This window comes from Paraburkholderia sp. SECH2, from assembly GCF_030464795.1.
GTDB classification, from domain to species: Bacteria; Pseudomonadota; Gammaproteobacteria; order Burkholderiales; family Burkholderiaceae; genus Paraburkholderia; species Paraburkholderia aspalathi.
The window spans coordinates 613,413-631,090 of record NZ_JALPRH010000001.1; the positions used below are offsets into that span (position 1 = coordinate 613,413).

Consider the following 17,678-nt stretch of genomic DNA (forward strand, 5'->3'; position numbering starts at 1 on the left):
TTATTAGCTGCCGCTAAATTTCATGGTTATTGATTAGGGATATGTGCAGATCAAAATCACGTAACCGCGCTCGAACACGCAAGCGCGTCTAATCATCCTTTACGGCACTCGGCAAGATATCTTGAGAGATTGCGCAGAAGATCATCCAGTCAGAAAAGACCGTCAAGCTGGTGCGGCATTGGTGATAAATTTCTGGGTTTCGAAACGTCCCAATGTGATTTCCATGATTCTGACCGGCCCTGAAGTTGCCTTTGCACTAGAGAATGCCGAGGCCCGGCATTTGGCGCTGCAAGTCGAAGCTTACCGTGGACTGACGAAGCGTAAGGACATCCGTACGCTCGAGGTTTGCGGAGGTATTGCAGCGCTGACTGACAATGTCTTCGGGAGAAAGCTGAATCACGTCACGGGCCTTGGTATGGGTACGCCGGTCAGCGCGGACGCTGTGGAGCGGCTTGAAACGGCTTATAACGAGCGGGCGCTCGATGTAGAGATCGATCTCTGCCCGCATGCAGATGACACTGCGCTCGCCGTGCTGACAGCGCGTGGATACGCGGCCAATGCATTCAGCAACACCTACGTCCGGATGCTTCTGGATGAGGATCTCACAGCACGGCCGCCTGACGGGATCGAGATCGTGACCGATCGCGCTGTCGTCGAGGACGTCTTTGCGGCACATTCGATTGCAGGGGTTGAAATACAGGCGGTACGTCGATCGCCAATCCTACTTGAAGCACTGGCGAAGATCGCCGTTGCGAGAACGGATACTACGCTGTTTGCAGCAAAGCTAAACGGCTCTCTCGCGGGCACCGGAGGCATGAGCGTCATTGAAACGCCCGTGGGAAAAATCGCGCATCTCTACATTGCCAGCACGCATCCTGCCCATCGTGGTCGCGGAATTCAACTCGCACTAATCCGGGCGAGACTGGCCGCAGCACAGCAAGCGGGCTGCGCAATGGCGAGCATTACCGCTCGGCCTTACAACACTAGCGCTCGCAATACTGAACGGGCCGGGTTTGGTCTTGCTTATACGAAAGTAACGCTTGTTAAGCGGTTCTCCCAAGCTGTACTCCGGTGATTCTTTTGCATCAGTCGTTGAGCATCTGGTCCAATTGCTGGTGAGACTCTCGCAGCGGGAGGCGATAGTAAGCACCGCCGGGTAGTTCCACAGGAAGAAGCGAGGACGGATCCTCTGCATGGTTGCCGCGGTTTCGATTGAACGAGACAATCGATCAGCGGATTGTGGCCGAGCGCTCCCGGATCGCACACCAGCCACAAAAATTTGAGGCAAGTGCGTAGGCCGGCACAAGAGTGACGGCCGCTTGAGTTTCCCGGCGACTCAGTGATGCGCGACGCTGTAAACGTCCCAACGCGGATCCTGATAACGTGCCCTTATGCCCTGTTCCAATTCAACCGTGCTGCTATATTGGAACAGACCCTCCTCGATGTCGTAGAAGTCCAGCCGCCCGACGCGCGTGTCCACCGCCATCACGTGGGTATCGTTGGTGATCAGGTACACCCCTGGTGTGGCCAAGACGATTCCGAACAATGCCGTGAGCGACACCTGATCGCCCACCTGAGCACCCTGCAGATCTGCCTGCTGCAGGAGGTCGAGCGTCGCCTCTCGTTCGGTTCCCACGTTCCAGCGGTACTTCACTTGCAAGATGCCTGTGCGCAACTTGTCCGGATTGGAGTCCTTAGGTGCGACGGCAGGGTCGAGCGCGTTCTTCGTCCACAGCACGCTGGCCGCCGCACACCAGCCATAACGGCGAAGAATTCTGCGGTCGCCGGCCTCGGTTTGCGAACTGTAGTAGTCGTTGCGCGATGCGAAGAGTTGGATTTCTGACATGATATGAGCCCCAATCGACATACGTGAAGCATTGGGCGACATGCGGCCCAATGCACCCCGGACCACCCGGGACGAGACCAGTCTATGGGGCGCCCTCAAGGCACGATATCCAACGGATGGGCCAAACGTAGACAAGGGGCTTATGGCATAGGCCCTTCCTCCTGTATTGCCGGCAGCCAAGCGCCAAAGGCAGTTAACGCTCCTTCTTTTTCGCCTGTGCAGCGACCATCCAACAGACCACCGCACCCGCAGCCCAACCGCATGCGAACATCAGTTCGAGATCGAGCAAGCCTTGAAAATTCTCCGCATTTTCGTAGCTGCATGTCTGATGAGTTTGGAACTGGATGCAACCAGTTTGCATGTCTTGAAAGACCACAAACAGTTTATACAGACCGAATGCCGTGAATGCCACGGCAATAAGAGCGAACTTCTTCGAGTTGTTCATCGCACGCTCCGTTGCTTCGTTTTAACACGATACCAATCGTCAACGATCCATGTACCTAGGTCGAGTATCCCTTCCTGACCGGTTCGCGTCCGTCGGTGACTTTCTTGATTCTCTATTCGAACAAACTGAACACCATGTGCTAGCTGTTACGCGACGCCACCATCCGTCTGCAATTGATGAAGTACATGCATCGCCGTCTGTGCCGATTCGAGAGGAACAAAAATATGATCGTGGTATGCGCCCGCTACCACGTTACAACTGATGCCGGATCGCCCCAATGCAGTGGCGAATGCTGCGGTCAATCCGACCGCCTCCAAGGCTGAATTCACGGTCAACGTAATCCAGGCACATTTGAACAACGGATTCAAGCCGCTGATCGCCGCGTCTGTCTCACTCATAATGACCGACAAGCCCTCCGGCTCCCGGATTGACGCCACGATGACGGCTGGGTCAATGGCATGACCGTCCTTGACCGAAGCAAACACAAACACGCCCGGGTTAAGCGCCGGCTCCAAGGTTTTCAGTAAAACAGAAAGATCGGAAACTGGGTTCATGTAATCTCCTGTGCAGCATTGTTCTGAGCCACTCGGGCTTCGTTTAGCTTAGGGGCCGTCGTTTAAACCGCACCGGACAAAGGTTCAGGCGATCGATTGTGTCAGGACATCACGCAACGCGGTGTCTCGGGCAGCACACCACCTGCGCGTACCGATTAAACATCGCCGTGCGCTGTCGCCTCCGCGCGAAGAAACTCGATCAAGGTATCAAGCATTCGATGCCTGCGCGTTGGCCCGCGACGCAAGACGAAGCGCCAGGAAGCCGGTCGGGACAGAACAGGAAAGAGGCGTACCAGACGCCCACTGCGCAGTTCCGGGTCAATCAGCGGCGAGCGTCCGAGCGCAAGTCCAGCGCCTCCGACTGCCGCACCAATCACCTGGCTGAAGCTGCTATAGCGGACGATCTTCGTTTCAAAATCGTCCGGCAGACCGAACTCCCCCGACCAGCTACGCCAATCGATTTCAGGGGCATTCTCGTGCACCTCCTGAAGCAGGCGACAACGACAAACCGCCTTGGATGCGAATGGGTGCAGCTCAGGACTGCACACCGGAAACACATCCTCCCGTAAAAGGACGACGTCATCCGGACGCAGCGCGCGTTCAGGTACGTGCACGACGGCGAGGTCGATGGCGTGTCCTGCGAAATCTGGTTCGCCATCCTGAATGATGGCGTTCAATGGCGTGTCCGGATGGCTGGCGGAAAACTCGGCAAGACGGCGAGCGAGCCACATCGTCGAGAACGACACATTTGCCGACACGGTCAGCCGTCTGGCGACGCCTTTGATCTGCGCACAGGCCTCTTCCAGCAGCGAAAGCGCGCCGCTCGCCGCCGGCAACAGGCTGGCCCCGGCCGGTGTCAGGCGAATGCCGCCGAGGCCCGTGCTGCGCTCCAACAGGCGCGCGCCGAGCGACTCTTCCAGCCCGCGGATCTGATGGCTCACGGCGCTGGTTGAGACATTCAACTCGGCCGCCGCGCGGGCGAAGCCGCCGAGCCGCACCGCCGCCTCGAAGGCGCGCAACGCTGTGAGTGGAGGGATATTGGACATAGGGAGGTATTGTAGGATATTCAACACCCCTTGAAAAACCATCTTTTGCCTGTCCCTGTCGCGCGAGGTAACGTCGCATAACGCCGATATGGCGCTAATCCGACCGGAGGCAGGAATGTATTTCGACAGCAGGCTATGGATGATGATGGCGGGGCTGCGGCTGCGCGTTGCCGGCGCAGTAGCCCTGGGCCTGATCGCCATGGGCTTCGGCGTTCTGCGCTTCGTGTTCCTCGGTCGAGTTCTCGCGCTGGCGTTCGAAGGCGCGCCGCCGCATCAGATTGCGCTTGCCGCAGCCGGCACGGTCGCCTGCATGTTGCTGCGGGCCGCGCTCGACCATCGCCGGGTCGTCCTCGCGCAGGGCACAGCGGGGCGCGTTCAGTCGGTGTTGCGCGCGCGCCTGTTCGACCGCATCGCCGAACTTGGCCCCGCCTGGTTCGGCGCCGAGCGGACCGGCGGCGTGATGCTTGCCGTCATCGACGGCGTGGAGCAGTTGCAGACCTTCTTCGGCGCTTACGTGCCGCAGCTCATCATCGCCGCCTGCGCGCCGGTGGTGATCTTCGCCGTGCTGGCATGGTGGGACGTGCCGACCGCCGCGGTACTGCTGGTCGCCGCGCTCGCGACGCTCGCGCTACCGATGCTGGTCCACAACGCCGACAAGCACGCGGCGATCGCCCGCGCGGCCGCGTTCAAGGCGTTCGGCGAAGAGTTCCTCGACGCGGTGCAGGGTCTGCCGACGCTCAAGGCCTTCGGCCAGAGCGACGCCTTCGCGCACAAGCTTGCCGAACGTGCGCGAGCCCTGTCCGGCAGCACCTTCTGGGTTCTCGCGCTGGGTCTGCTAACGCGCTTCTTCACCGACCTCGGCACCGGGCTCGGCGCCGCGGCCGCGATTGCGGTGGGTGCATGGCGGGTGCAGCACGGCGAAATGAGTCTGGAAGCCTTGTTGATCATCCTGATGGCCGGCACCGAGATCTTTCGGCCGTTGCGCGATCTGCGCTCGGTGCTGCATCAGGGCATGATCGGCCAGTCGGCGGCGAACGCCATCCATACGCTGCTGGAAGCCCGCAGCGACGCCCCGGCCGGCGGCGCGGCGCACGTGCCGGACCTGACACCGAGTATCGCGTTCGACAACGTCGGTTTTGCCTATCCGGGCCGCCGCGCGGACGCCCATGCCGGGTTGAGCTTTGAGATTGCCGCCGGCGAGACGGTGGGGATCGTCGGACCGAGCGGCGCGGGGAAATCGACCATCCTGCGCCTGCTGTTGCGGCAGCACGATGCGCAGGCCGGTTCGATCAACATTGGCGGTCACGATATCCGCACGCTCGACCCCGATCAGGTGCGCGGCATGATCGCGATCGTCGCGCAGGACACCACGCTGTTCGACGGCACGATCGCCGACAATCTGCGGCTCGGCCGGCATGACGCCAGCGACGCCGACATGGTTGCCGCGGCCGGCGCGGCCAATATCCACGACTTTATTAGCGCGCTGCCCGATGGTTATGCGACGCGCATCGGCGAACGCGGCGCCACGCTCTCCGGCGGCCAGCGTCAGCGCATCGCGATTGCCCGCGCACTGCTGCGCGACGCGCCGATCCTCGTGCTGGACGAAGCGCTCTCCGCCGTCGATGCTGAGAACGAAGCGGTCATCCAGCAAGCGCTGGACCGGTTGATGCGAGGCCGCACCACCTTGATCCTGGCACACCGCCTATCGAGCGTAATCGGCGCCGACCGGATCCTCGTGCTGGAACAGGGACGCGTGGTCGAGAGCGGCACGCATGCCGAATTGATCGCCCGTCCGGGCGCGTATCGCCGCCTGATGGGACCGCAGGTCGCCGCAGCAGGCGAACGCCCGGCGGTAATCGAACCGGCGCGCGCCGCGGCAGTGTCGTCGGGGCCGCAAGTGCGGCCGCTCTCCGAAGACGCCGCCGCGATCGGCTGGGGCGATACATTGCGCACCTTGTTGCGCTTCGTCAGGCCATGGCGAATGAAGCTGACGCTGACCGTGCTGTGCGGCATCGGCCGGGTGCTGAGCTTCGTCGGAGTCGGCGTGCTGGGCGCGCTCATCGTTGCCGGCGTCGCCTCGGGACGGCCGGTCCTGGGGTTGATCGTCGGGCTGTTGTGCGCGGCCCCGGTCGCGGCAACGCTGCACTGGCTGGAATCCTGGCTCGCCCATGACATGGCTTACCGCCTGCTGGCGGAAATGCGCATCGCCCTGTTCGCCAAGCTCGAGCGTCTCGCGCCTGCCTATCTGCTGCGCCGCCGTTCCGGCGACCTGGTGGCGCTGGCCACCCAGGACGTGGAGACGGTCGAGTATTTCTACGCGCATACCGTGGCCCCGGCTTTCGTCGCGGTGCTGATTCCCGCCAGCGTGCTGGCGCTGCTGGCATGGGCGGCCTGGCCGCTCGCGCTGGTGCTGCTGCCCTTCCTCGCCTGGGCCGGTCTGACGCCGGTGTTCGCACGCAGCAAGATCGACCGTCTCGGCGGCCTCGCACGCGCTGCATTGGGGCAGCTTGGCGCGCATCTCACGGAGACGATCCAGGGCCTCGCCGAACTCGCCGCCTTCCAGGCAACGGGGCGACGCCGCGCCGTATTCCTCGCCGATATAGCGGCTTACCAGAAGCAGCGCTCGGCGCTGCTGGACGACCTGTCGCGGCAGAGCGCCGCCCTCGAGGTGGCGACCGGCCTGGGGGGGCTTGCGGTCGCCTTACTGGGCGCGGTGCTCGCCTCGCGCGGCTGGTTTGCCCACGAATGGCTGCCGTTGCTGGTGCTCGTCGCCGTCGCCGCCTTCATGCCCGTTGCGGAGATTGGCCAGGTGGCGCGCCAGTTGGCCGATACGATCGCCTCCACGCGCCGGTTGCATGTCGTCGAAGCGGAGGCCGAGCCGGTGACCGATGGCGACCTGCCGGTGCCCGCGAATCCGCAAGTGCAGCTCCATTCGGTGAGCTTCGCCTACCCGGGCCGCAGCGCCCCGGCGTTGGACCGGGTGAGCTTTGCCGTGCGTCCCGGCAGCACCGTGGCGCTGGTCGGCGCCTCGGGCGCGGGCAAGTCGACGGTCGCCAATCTGCTGCTGCGCTTCTGGGATCCGCAGCAAGGCGCGATCAAGCTGGGCGGCATCGATTTGCGCAGACTGCGCCTCGCCGACCTGCGCAACCATATCGCGCTGGTCGCGCAGGATACCTACCTATTCAACGACACGCTGGAGGCAAACATCCGCCTCGCCGGGCGCGACGTGTCCGATGCAGATGTCCGCCGCGCCCTGGACCGGGCCGCGCTGAGCGAGTTCGTCGACCGTTTGCCGGACGGCCTCGCCACTCGGGTCGGCGAACGCGGCGTGCAGTTGTCAGGCGGGCAGCGTCAGCGGGTGGCGATTGCACGCGCCTTCCTTAAGGATGCGCCGATCCTGATCATGGATGAAGCGACCTCGCATCTCGACACGATCAGCGAGCAACAGATCCGCGCCGCGCTCGACGAATTGATGGCGGAGCGCACCTCGATCATCATCGCGCACCGTCTTTCAACGGTTCAGAACGCCGACACGATTCTGGTCATGGATGCCGGGCGTGTCATCGAGGCGGGCTCGCATGACGCGTTGTTGAGTGCCGGAGGAGTCTATGCGCGCCTCGTTGCGCATCAGTCCGGCGTGGTTGCCGCGTAGCGGATCTCATGCTCCCTTCTTATAGAGGGCTTTCAACTGCGACAACTCTTCCATAAATTTATTCTTAAGTTCCTGCGGCCCTACGATTTTCAAATTTGAACCGTATTCCAGCAGCTTCCGCGCGCCGTGCTCGATGGATTCGATGGGCATTAAAAACTCTTTCCATCCTGATGGCACCTCCGCACTACCTGCACCCTGCAAAACCGGAGCGGTTTTAATACGTGCGTTGGCCAACCAGTTCTCGCCGCGCGGCGACACGGCGATATGTGCCGTCAGCCGATAAAGATCAGTCTCGTACCGGTTCATGGCGTCACGCCAGTGCTTCGCCAGATCAAATCGCGCAGGACGCTTGAAACGACGGCGGGAGGTCTTGAGTTCATTAATATTCGCTAGCCGAAAGGTCAGTGCGCCGGGCTTGCCCACCATCTTGGCAATCAGGTACCAGGTACCTCCCTTGAGCACCAAACCAAGCGGTTCAAGTTCGCGGCTGGATAAACCTTGCCAACTCTCGTACTTCACTTCGATACGGTACGAGCCCCAAACGGCATTGGCGACTTCACGCAGAAATAACGGCGTTTCTTGCGCACGGTACCAATCCACCGTGTCAATGTGCAGTCGGCTGGCGACACGATCAGCCTGCTCGCGCGAGTCTGGAGACAGGCTGGCAATCATCTTTAGCCGCGCCGAGCTTGCCATGCCGTCCAAGCCCAGTTCTGTCGCAGGCCCAGGCAAACCTGCCAGAAACAGCGCGTGCGCTTCGTGCTCCGTGAGCCCTGTGAGATCGGTACTCCAACCCTCGCGCAATTGAAATCCCCCGTTGCGACCTCGATCCCCCCAAATGGGCACGCCAGCAGTGGAGAGCTGATCGATATCGCGCAAGATCGTGCGCTCGGAAACCTCCAGTGCTTCAGCCAAAGCCGGTGCGGTCATACGCCCGCGCGCTTGCAGCATCATCATGATCGACAAAAGGCGGCTGGCTTTCATAAACGACACCTACCTAAAAATACATGACATAAGGTGTCATGTTAACGGACTTATTATCTGCCACACCCCTAATCTGCTCGATCATCAAATCAATTGAAGAGAGACAAATGAAAATAATTTCCGGACCCCTGAGCATGTTCGGCGCCAAGGTCGAGATCGCGGCGCATGAGAAGGGCATCGACTTCGAGCTGGTGATGGCGCCGTTTGACCAGCTGCGCGGTTACAACCCCAAACATCCAGATGTATTGCGCGTCAATCCGAAGCATCAGGTGCCGGTACTGATCGACGGCAACCTGGAGATTTTCGATTCCACGCAAATATTCGAGTATCTTGAGGACCTGATGCCCAGTCCCGCCTTATGGCCGGCGCATCCAAAGGCGCGCGCCATCGCGCGTCAGCTCGAACACTGCAGCGATGAAATCTATTTCCCTCACATTGTCCGGCTGATGGGTCTTGAAGATGCGCCGGATGATCCTGCGGCGCAGACCGCGCGCAACGAAGCGTTGCAATATTATCGACGCATGGAACGAGTTCTCGCGAATCGAGAATTTCTGGCCGAGACCTATTCCTATGCCGACATTGCGTTTTACATGGCGCAGTTGTTCGGCGCGCGCAAGGGCGCGCCGATGACAGGAGAAACGCCCAACCTGCTGGCTTGGCGTGAACGGATGACCGCACGTCCTGCCGTACGAAAAGTTGCCGGTGCTATGGCGGGATATCTTGCCTCGATTGAAAACGCGGTCCCCGATTTCCTTCAAGGACTTAACTAGCAGCCTGTTGAAAAACCTCGTGCTATTCAGGGCGTCCACCGATAGACAGTAATACTGGACCCCTTAACGTTGTTCTTCGTCACCACGTATTCACCCGTCGATCGAAGGTATGCCCTGACGCCGTACATCGAATCGATAGCACTGCTGGCGTCGACTTTACCGGTATTGGTGTTGACCAGCGTGGCGTCGAGATTGCCTGTAGCGAGATTGAACGCATCGATGTTCGGCAAAGCTTGTCCGGTGCCGAACCAGTAGCCGACGAAGAGATAGCTGCCGGCCGCGTCAATCGACTTGGCGCCGACATGGGGGAGCTTGATCACCGGATTAGGCGTCGTGGTGTTGCCCGCGCTCCAGCCGTGATACACCTCGATCCGCGTGCCTATCGCCGTCCAGTCCGTCCCCCCAACAACGCCCTGTCCGAGAATCATCGTGTCGCTGTCCGCGAGGTAGACGATTCGCGTCAACGGCTTGATGCTATCGGGAATGCGAATAGGGACACCGGGTCCCCATGTTGGCTTGCCGCTAGCGTCGAAGCCGATCAACGGGTAGTGGTAGATGTAACCAGTCTTGTCGAGGCCGGCCCACACGCCTCCTTTGCTGTCGATGCAGAATCCGTCCCTGACCGATGCGGTCGTCTTGAACGCCGGACCGGGAAGCGTGGCGTCCGGTATTGCAATGTAGCCATTCGCAGCATTGAAGTGGAAGAAGTAGTAGATATCGGGATTCTGGCCGGACGCTACAAGGATTCGGTTGGCGCCGACGGTGGCAAGTTGACCGAAGTGCTCATCTCGTGAGCGATCGTTGATGTTGATGCGCGGATCGGATGGATAGGCGATCGGATCGACAGTGTTCGCTACGAAGGTTCCCCCAGCGGTGCCGGTGTAGATGTTGGTGCCGCCATAAAAATAGACGCCGTCGGTACCCGGGTCCGGAGCGGCGATCCCCTCAAAGTTGAGAGACTGAAGCTTCCACTGCAGACGACCAGAACCGTTGTAGGAGTGAATGTCGGTGCCGCCGTCGCGGCCGAGGTCCCAGCTTCCGCCCCACGGGTTGTTGAGCACATAGAGGTTGCCTGCGGTGTCCTTGCCGATGCCAACGACGCGTGTGAAGCGCTTGTCACCAACCTGCCCTTTGATTCCCGTCGTGGTGTCGAGATAACCGCCCTGAATGCCGAACGTGCCGGCCAGCGTCGGTGTGCCCGAAACTTTGTAGCGCTTGATATTCATATCGGGACCTTCGTCGCCGACCATGAGCTGCCCCGACGACGCATCGAAATAGAGCGCCGATGGCAGCGACCCACTTGGCATACGGATGGTGTTCAACAGGGCGCCGGTTGGACTGAACCCGACAATCGAGCCCTCACTTTTCTGCGCAACCCAAACATTGCCTGCGCCATCCAGTGCGAGAGCACCCGGGCCCGTGATGTTGATGTCCCGCTGCCAGACACCGCCGGTAGTGAAGATCCGGACGCGGTTGCCATAGAAGTCGCTCGCATAGAGGAGCGAGCCCGCCGTGGCGAGTCCAGTGACGACGTCGACCCGAGGCTGATTGTTCGACGCGCTGATCTGAATCAATAGATCACGAGCCTTGGTGGTGCGGTTGTATCGTCCCACCGCGCCGCTTCCGTACGTCCCACCGGGCTGCAGTGCCACGAAGATCGATGTCGCGTTGCCCGTGATCGCACTGCCCTGAAACTCACCATGCGCGCCCATCGAGCCGAGGCTCTTGCCAGCCTGGTAGATAGCGACGCCACCCTCGTACTCATCCCACATGGAGGCCGTATAGATCACGCCTTCCGGCGCGACCCACATGGAACGCGCAGTGTTACCCACATGGGCTGCGAGGGTGCCATAGGTGTTCGCCAGCCAGTCGGTGGTGTTTTCCGCCTGACACGCCGGCGCAATCGTCGCAATCGTGGTGATCGCTGCGGCGAGTAGCACAGCATGAATTCGTTTTTTCTCAATCATGACTGATGCTCTCCAGAACGTAGTGATCATTCACGTGAATAGTCGGCCAGTCAGATTTCAAATTCGTGATCGGTGACCCACGTATGACCATACGCAACGCATTGCGCCTTTACAAGCCGCACTACGACTTTGCATGCCGATGTGAATTGATCTCCCCTCTCCTTCTCGCGCAACAGGTAATATTTCGCCTTGTCCCGGCGTATCGCTATGCATAGCGAATGAATCAGGGCGTTTTGACCGTTACCAAAAAACATAGGGGTGGAGTCGATGAATCGAAAAGAAATCAAAGCGCAGGTCGTGCAGCTTCTATCGAACGGCGTTGCGAAATCCGAAGTGTTCACCAGGTTGACGGGACAAGGCGTCAAGGATCGTCTGCTTGCCTATTTCATCGCAGCGCACGCAGATCCTGAACGATGCCGTGCAAACCGCGGCCATCTGATTGCCGTTCGGGTCATCGCGTGGTTGCAGGTCATTGTTGGCTTGTTGGCGGGATACGCCGTTGGCAGCGAGATATCTGCCGTGGCGGGGTTGATCGTCGCGGCGGTGGCTGTGGCGATTTCCCTGTTGTTCGTCTGGGGTTTTACGAAGAACAATGTCGGCGCCTACAACGCCTATCTGATTTTGGCGATTTCGCAATTGCCAAGGCAGTTCACGGACTTTGCGGAACATCCCATGTCAACCTTGATTGGTTGTCTGATCGGGGTGGGGTTGTTCGCCTACATCTGGTACGTCAGAACCCGGATCTTTCCTGATTTCAATTTCATTGCACCTAAAAAATTGAATGGGAAGTACGTCTTCTCGGAGTAACCCATCGGGTAGTGACAGTAACCGCGAGACGCCGTCTTTTTGGACGGCGAAATTTCTACCGATATGTGACGCGTTTCATTCGTCTCGGAACGGTCGATTTTGCAAATGGTCGAATTCGATTCGCGCCTGTTCAACCCGAATCCGTCAACATGAAGGGTAGACATGAAAGCAATCGAAAGCAAGCGCTCTTCCATGCGTATTGGCTCGCGGGCGGTCGCGTGCCTGCTGGCGGCGGGGTTTGCCGCTTCAACCACTTCGGCGGCCAGCGCGGCCGATTCCGTCCTTCTGCCTCAGGATGCGCCGCACTACAGGACCGGAGACAACTGGACCTATGTGTGGTCCGACTTGCTGTCAGGAAAGAGTAGGACCATCACGCAAACCGTGACGTCCGTCAATGCGGATGGGAGTGCATCTCTTCAGATAGGGTCCGGAAGCGGGCATGTAGAGCTGACCTCTGAAGCAAACGTGATTCCCAACGCGGCCGCCCAGCACGCCTGCGGTATCGCGCTTCATTTTCCGCTGCGGGCCGGAACGCGCTACGAAGCGGACTGCCAGGCCGCCGGCGAAGCGAGCACGACTGTGCTGCGGCGCGCCCAGTGCGAAGTGCAAGGTGTGGAAGAGATCAAGACAAGGGCCGGCTCGTTCTCCGCGATCAAGATCAGGATGACGGGAGTCTGGACGCCGCAATCTGGCTTTGGGGGTGGACCGATGGAGGAGACACTGTGGTATGCCCCAACCGTCAAGCGCATTGTCCGTGAGGAGTTTCAAAGCCGCATGGCGGGAAAGGGCGTACCCGCGACGACCTCAACTGAGTTGGTGCGTTACGCGGTGAGACAGTAGCGCGTCGTCGGCTGTGTCAACCATCGAAATTGGAGCGTCAGCGCGCGGGTGAACGGACTTTGCCGTCCACCACTAATGTGCGTTTGTCTGGTGTGACGTCGTATTCGACCGTTTGCGCCGGTGTAACGGCACCATAGGAAACACCGTTCACATAGACGATCCCGCCCTTCAGTTCAATCGTGTCGCCGCCGACCCGCGCGGTGCCCTGTTCGCCCTGTAAAACCGCGCCGGCGCAACCCTGACTTGTAAAACTGCGGACTGACGTAGTCGGCTTCACAGGATTCCCTTGCTGGTCCGGAAAGAAAAAATGCGGGACAAAAGGGCCATGTAGAGCGGCATTTGCCGCGCTGCATGGCGGTGCATCCTTGCTGTCGGCGCCGTGGGCAGTTCCGAAACTGATCATGCACCCGGCAAGCGTGGCAATCGTCGGGGGCAACAGTTTGTTCATGCTGATATCCGTTATGTCGTGAGTCCCTTAGACCGGAAATCGATTGCCGAATAGCGCGGTGTCCGCGTCTGGCTGAAGCATGACGTCTCAGCATGGGGCGCGCCGCTAGTCATCGGCCGCCTCGTCTTCCTCCATTGTGTCGATCGTGTCGTCATCCTCGGAACGCGTCAGGACAAACTCAGCAATCGCATCCCAGTGCCGCAACGCCTTGACGCGATCACCGTCCATTACAAACTCGAACGTCGTCTCCGGGCTCAGGTAACTGCGGAACTGCAGGTCTTTGAACGGCACCAGAACTTCAGTAGGCCCGTTTGGAAAGCGCAGAGTGAGCTTCTGTTCACGGTTCAGCCGCACCGCGGCTTTGATCCCAATCGCCGTTACGTAGGTGCCCGTGATTTTGTCGATGACGGACTGGGGCACCGTATCGGGTGTCCGCTTGAATATCGCCTCGGCCTGATCAAGCCACAGCACCGCCCGGTCGATGTCACCCAGCGAACTCGTCTGGAACAGGACGGACCATGCGCCGTCGACTTCGTCATCGGGGGTGTCGAAACGGTCGTAATGGAAATGGTTCAGCGGAAGACAGGTCTGGCGGAATGCCAACTGCAGCTGATTATTCTCGAGCGAGATCGTCAATGGCCCATACGCCGGGTGTTCGTATCGACCGACATAGCCGGCCAGATCATGCGACGGGCATGTATTCGGTACGGGGTTCGGCACAACCCTTTGGCGAGCTTCCCTAAGGCTGTTCCTCGCCCGCCTGGTGAAATCGAAAAGCCGCTGAGTCCAGTCCGTTGGCGGCAGACCCAGCAGACGGTCATAGATTTCGTAGCCCACGGCGTTGCGCAGGATCGCGCAATGGTCGCCGATAACAAAGACGTTTACGCCGATCTTCTCGTTCGGTAAATACGAAACTTGCGAATGGAACGCGCGAAGATCTCCACCGTGACTTGCTAACAGGTGCCCTCTGTACGACGCCGTTTGTCGACCCATGCCATAGATGCCATTCAGTTCCGGCGTGAATCCCAGAACTTCATTCATCGCGTCAGGAACTGCAACGCCTGGTGCCAGCGTTGCCTTGAGAATACGCTCGGGAATCACCTGCTTGCCGGCCACCCGGCCTTTATTCATCAACATCAGCAACCAGCGGGACATGTCATCCATTGTGGCGACAATGCTGCCGGCGGGGCTCGACTCGTCGGCGTCCATGTACGGCGGCTGCCACAGTTCATCGCTGTCGCGCTTCTCCAGAAACGGCACCGCAGGTTCTGCTCGCGTGAGCATGTCGGCTATGGTGAATGCCGTGTCAGTCATGCCAAGCGGCGTAAGTATCTCGTCCCGCACGAAGTGGTCCCAGCGCTTCCCGCTCAACAATTCTATGATGTGGCCAACCGCCTCATACATCATGTTGTTGTAGATGAATTTCGAGCGCAGCGGCGCAGTCGGCTTCATGAAACGAATTCGCTCGAACAATTCCGCCAGCGAGAGGCGTGCCTCGTACCAGATCATGTCGTGCCGCGGTACGCCCGTCCGATGACTCAGCATATCGCGCAGCGTGACGGCCTCGTCGAGCGCCTTGTCATAAAAGCGCAGGCTGGGGACGAATTCGCGGATCGGCCGATCAAAACTGAGCAGGCCGCGATCGACGAGGAGGCCCGCCGCCACAGCCGTAAACAACTTCGTATTCGATGCAATTGGGAACCACGTTGCCGCGGTGTACGGCAGCTTGCTGGCATGGTCGCGATACCCATAGCCCTTCGAGAGCACGACCTCGTCGTCCTTGGCAATGCTTACGCCGATGCCCGGCACGTTCCAGTCGCTTATCAATTTCTCCATGAAACCGTCAAAATCACCCAGTTCTCTCAGCATCGAATTTGTCCTTTAACGGCAAGTTGATCGTCGGAAAACGTTTATTCCGGCTTTCTAAGGCATTCGGGATGAAACCGATGGAGATCGTAAAGCAGAAAGGGGAAGTAAAGCAGAGTTGCCTGACACATGACTTTCATATGTCAAAGCAGGCGGGCAGTCACTCAAATTGTTGAACCGGTAGGTCGTTCGGAGGATGACGCGCCGTTCATTTCAGAGTTTTTTAGCGCTTTAGATGCGTTCGGCATAACCCCGATGCCGCTCGGCAGGTGGTTTCGTCAAGCCCTTTCACATCCTGTGAGCTGATGAAGTCTGAGCGGTTGATTTCTTTCAGCGCAGCCACCGTTTGCGAGAGACGATGGCGAAGCTCACGGCGATCGCGCCCGTCTGAACCTGGCGATCATCTGCCGAAGATACGCCGGCGAAGCGAGGGCGACGCGGGCCGCGCTTCCTACCAATCAAAGGATCCGGCGCCGGTTCAGGTTCGCTGGCGCGATCGTCAACCGAGACCTCTGTGCGGCCCAGCCGGTGTGGATGAAACTTAGGGCTCGTCGAGGCCATGGGTAATCTCGTGTGAAAGGACATACCCGTATTGAACGACTCGACCATCGATTAGTAAAATGAATGATTTGATTGATACGATAACGAGCCGGAATGGAACTCAAACTACTGAGAACGTTTTTGTCGGTCGTCGAACTGCGTCATTTCGGGCGGGCGGCGGACGCTCTGCACATGAGTCAGCCGGCGTTGAGCAAACAGGTCGGCGCGCTAGAGGCTAGCCTAGGCGCGAAGCTGTTCGAGCGGGGTCGACATGGCGCGGAGCTGACGCGGTTCGGGGAAATTTTCCTGCCCGATGCGCAAGCGCTCGTCCACGATGCGGACGAGATTCTCGCGCGTGCGCGGGAGGCCGGCAGCGGCAGGCGTGGGCATTTGCGGATCGGCATTTGTTTGTCCGTGCTGACGATCGCGCCGCAAATCATTGCCGACTTCCGTCAGCAGTATCCGGGCATTGCCGTCGCGTTGAGCGACCTGTCTTCCGCTGAGCAGACGCGCCGCCTTCTGGCGGGGAAGCTGGATGTGGGCTTTATGCGGGCGCCCTCGGTCGACGGCCTCTCGTCGCTTCGTGTGATGGAGGAGACACTGGCGCTGGCGTTGCCCCCACGCCTTGAGCACGTGCGTATTCCCTCCGATTTTGCCAAGCTAAATGAAATAGGTTTTCTGGCCTTGCGGCGTGCGCGTGGGCCCGGCCTCGCTGCTCAAGTCGAAAGCTGGTGTCGCGAACAGGGCTTTGTACCAAACGTGACTCAACAGGCTGATGATGTGCAGTCTGTCCTGGCATCTGTCGCTGCTGGAGTCGGCGTCGCGTTCGTTCCCTCGCGTGCGCAACATCTTCTTCGGGACGCTACCGTCCTGCCACTTCGCGGAAAACACGCGAAGTGGCGCGTAGGACTTGTGTGGGCGGATGCGCAGAAGAATCCGGTTACTTCACGGTTTGTTGCGTTTGTGCGCGCTGCGTTGAAAGGTGTCTGATTCTTCTTTTCGGCGACAACTTACCTGAGGGACGAGTCGCAGTCGGCGTGCCAACGATTCGGACGCACCACGCTACTACTCGCCCGCCCTTCTTGATCGCCTAGTGTTGCGCGACGACCGGTTGCTGAGCCGTGTCGGCTCTTAGCGCTGCGGCAGTTTTCTCTGCCGGGCTTTGGCGTTGCGGCTCATTTGCGGTGGCTATCGGCTCGCCTGCTCGCTGCGCCACCTCTTCTGCAAGCAGGTTCGCTGCGTGGCGTGCTGTGATGCGGCTTTGCGGAACACCCTTCGCATCGAGCGCAATCACCTTGTACAACTCGCGGTCGCATTCGAGTTCCTGCTGATATTGCTCAGCCTTGTCCACCAGCAATTCAAGAAGCGTCTGACGACGCCTTCTTTCCTCCAGCGTGATGGAAGGATTCCTACATATCGAGGACGCAAGTGTGATCAAGGTATCCAGTTGAGCCAGGTGCCGGTCGCATAAATCGAAAGCCGACAGGGCAAGCTTTTCGTATTGGATTGCGTCGACAGCCGGACGTGATGCGGGTTGATTTTTGTTGGGCTTGCTCATGGTGACGATCTCCCTGTTACTTCTTGGATCGCCCGACACTCGCTTGGGAAGGGGGTGAGCGGGCACGTAGCAGGTTAGCAGACCGGGTCGAAAACAAACCGGCGAGCCTTGCGGCTCCCCACCACGGCCCGCCCATAGAAATATAGACGTGCAGAGGTAGACGCACGACCCGCCTGAGCGGGTGTGCGGTTTTCGACTACAGGCTGCTAAACCCGGCCGCCGGGTGTTTCCCAACGACCTGGCAATTATAAATCAGGTGGCGTGGATTGCCTTCAACCTTGTAGGCCAAATGTTTGATTTTGGCCAAACGGATAAGGGATGCTAGGACGAAGGGGCGTGTGTTTGGCCGGTGCTT

At 59.6% G+C, this 17,678-nt stretch carries 15 protein-coding genes; 6 read left to right on the plus strand and 9 right to left on the minus strand.

The window, feature by feature from the left end; genetic code table 11:
- Window positions 1-121: 121 nt before the first annotated feature.
- Window positions 122-1,075: a GNAT family N-acetyltransferase gene (locus M0D66_RS02820; RefSeq protein WP_266208925.1), complete on the plus strand. Its 954-nt coding sequence runs from the start codon at window positions 122-124 to the stop codon at window positions 1,073-1,075.
- A 261-nt stretch (window positions 1,076-1,336) separates the two neighbouring features.
- On the opposite strand, the gene M0D66_RS02825 is transcribed toward M0D66_RS02820, so the two are convergent.
- The 4 genes from M0D66_RS02825 to M0D66_RS02840 all read right to left on the minus strand — a co-directional run bounded on the left by M0D66_RS02825 (window position 1,337) and on the right by M0D66_RS02840 (window position 3,891).
- Window positions 1,337-1,846, minus strand: a complete 510-nt coding sequence (locus tag M0D66_RS02825; protein WP_266208926.1) for a hypothetical protein — start codon at window positions 1,844-1,846, stop codon at window positions 1,337-1,339.
- Window positions 1,847-2,039: 193 nt separating this feature from the next.
- Window positions 2,040-2,291, minus strand: coding sequence for a hypothetical protein (locus tag M0D66_RS02830; RefSeq protein ID WP_093636678.1), 252 nt, complete (start codon window positions 2,289-2,291; stop codon window positions 2,040-2,042).
- 146 nt (window positions 2,292-2,437) lie between these two features.
- The gene (locus M0D66_RS02835) at window positions 2,438-2,845 is read right to left on the minus strand and encodes an ACT domain-containing protein (RefSeq protein ID WP_256457087.1); all 408 of its coding nucleotides are present in this window, start codon (window positions 2,843-2,845) and stop codon (window positions 2,438-2,440) included.
- 155 nt (window positions 2,846-3,000) lie between these two features.
- A complete protein-coding gene (locus M0D66_RS02840; protein ID WP_266208927.1) occupies window positions 3,001-3,891 on the minus strand; it encodes a LysR family transcriptional regulator in 891 nt (296 codons plus the stop codon).
- Window positions 3,892-4,006: 115 nt separating this feature from the next.
- Here M0D66_RS02840 and M0D66_RS02845 point away from each other — a divergent pair, with 115 nt between their 5' ends.
- Entirely contained in the window at window positions 4,007-7,543 is a 3,537-nt protein-coding gene (locus M0D66_RS02845; RefSeq protein WP_266208928.1) for an ABC transporter ATP-binding protein, read from the plus strand.
- Window positions 7,544-7,549: 6 nt separating this feature from the next.
- Here M0D66_RS02845 and M0D66_RS02850 read toward each other — a convergent pair whose 3' ends face one another.
- The gene (locus tag M0D66_RS02850) at window positions 7,550-8,527 is read right to left on the minus strand and encodes a YafY family protein (protein ID WP_266208929.1); all 978 of its coding nucleotides are present in this window, start codon (window positions 8,525-8,527) and stop codon (window positions 7,550-7,552) included.
- Window positions 8,528-8,634: 107 nt separating this feature from the next.
- Between M0D66_RS02850 and M0D66_RS02855 the strand changes: the two genes are divergently transcribed.
- On the plus strand, window positions 8,635-9,297 hold the full coding sequence (locus M0D66_RS02855) for a glutathione S-transferase family protein (protein WP_266208930.1): 663 nt from the start codon (window positions 8,635-8,637) through the stop codon (window positions 9,295-9,297).
- Window positions 9,298-9,323: 26 nt separating this feature from the next.
- Here M0D66_RS02855 and M0D66_RS02860 read toward each other — a convergent pair whose 3' ends face one another.
- A complete protein-coding gene (locus M0D66_RS02860) occupies window positions 9,324-11,264 on the minus strand; it encodes an SMP-30/gluconolaconase/LRE-like region family protein (protein WP_266208931.1) in 1,941 nt (646 codons plus the stop codon).
- Between the two features lie 267 nt (window positions 11,265-11,531).
- On the opposite strand from M0D66_RS02860, the gene M0D66_RS02865 reads away from it, so the two are divergent.
- Complete coding sequence (locus M0D66_RS02865) at window positions 11,532-12,071, plus strand: hypothetical protein (RefSeq protein ID WP_200621752.1); 540 nt, start codon at window positions 11,532-11,534, stop codon at window positions 12,069-12,071.
- A 162-nt stretch (window positions 12,072-12,233) separates the two neighbouring features.
- Window positions 12,234-12,911 (plus strand): hypothetical protein, encoded by a 678-nt coding sequence (locus M0D66_RS02870; protein ID WP_266208932.1) that lies wholly within the window; start codon window positions 12,234-12,236, stop codon window positions 12,909-12,911.
- Between the two features lie 37 nt (window positions 12,912-12,948).
- Here the strand turns inward: M0D66_RS02870 and M0D66_RS02875 are convergent, their stop codons facing one another.
- Both M0D66_RS02875 and M0D66_RS02880 read right to left on the minus strand, forming a co-directional pair.
- Window positions 12,949-13,359: a sugar ABC transporter ATPase gene (locus M0D66_RS02875; RefSeq protein WP_266208933.1), complete on the minus strand. Its 411-nt coding sequence runs from the start codon at window positions 13,357-13,359 to the stop codon at window positions 12,949-12,951.
- Window positions 13,360-13,464: 105 nt separating this feature from the next.
- Window positions 13,465-15,228 carry a serine hydrolase gene (locus M0D66_RS02880; protein WP_093636649.1) on the minus strand — a complete coding sequence of 588 codons (1,764 nt, stop codon included), beginning with the start codon at window positions 15,226-15,228 and terminating at the stop codon, window positions 13,465-13,467.
- A gap of 651 nt (window positions 15,229-15,879) precedes the next feature.
- Between M0D66_RS02880 and M0D66_RS02885 the strand changes: the two genes are divergently transcribed.
- Entirely contained in the window at window positions 15,880-16,755 is an 876-nt protein-coding gene (locus M0D66_RS02885; protein WP_266208935.1) for a LysR family transcriptional regulator, read from the plus strand.
- 100 nt (window positions 16,756-16,855) lie between these two features.
- Here the strand turns inward: M0D66_RS02885 and M0D66_RS02890 are convergent, their stop codons facing one another.
- Complete coding sequence (locus tag M0D66_RS02890; RefSeq protein ID WP_093636644.1) at window positions 16,856-17,323, minus strand: hypothetical protein; 468 nt, start codon at window positions 17,321-17,323, stop codon at window positions 16,856-16,858.
- Window positions 17,324-17,678 lie beyond the last annotated feature (355 nt).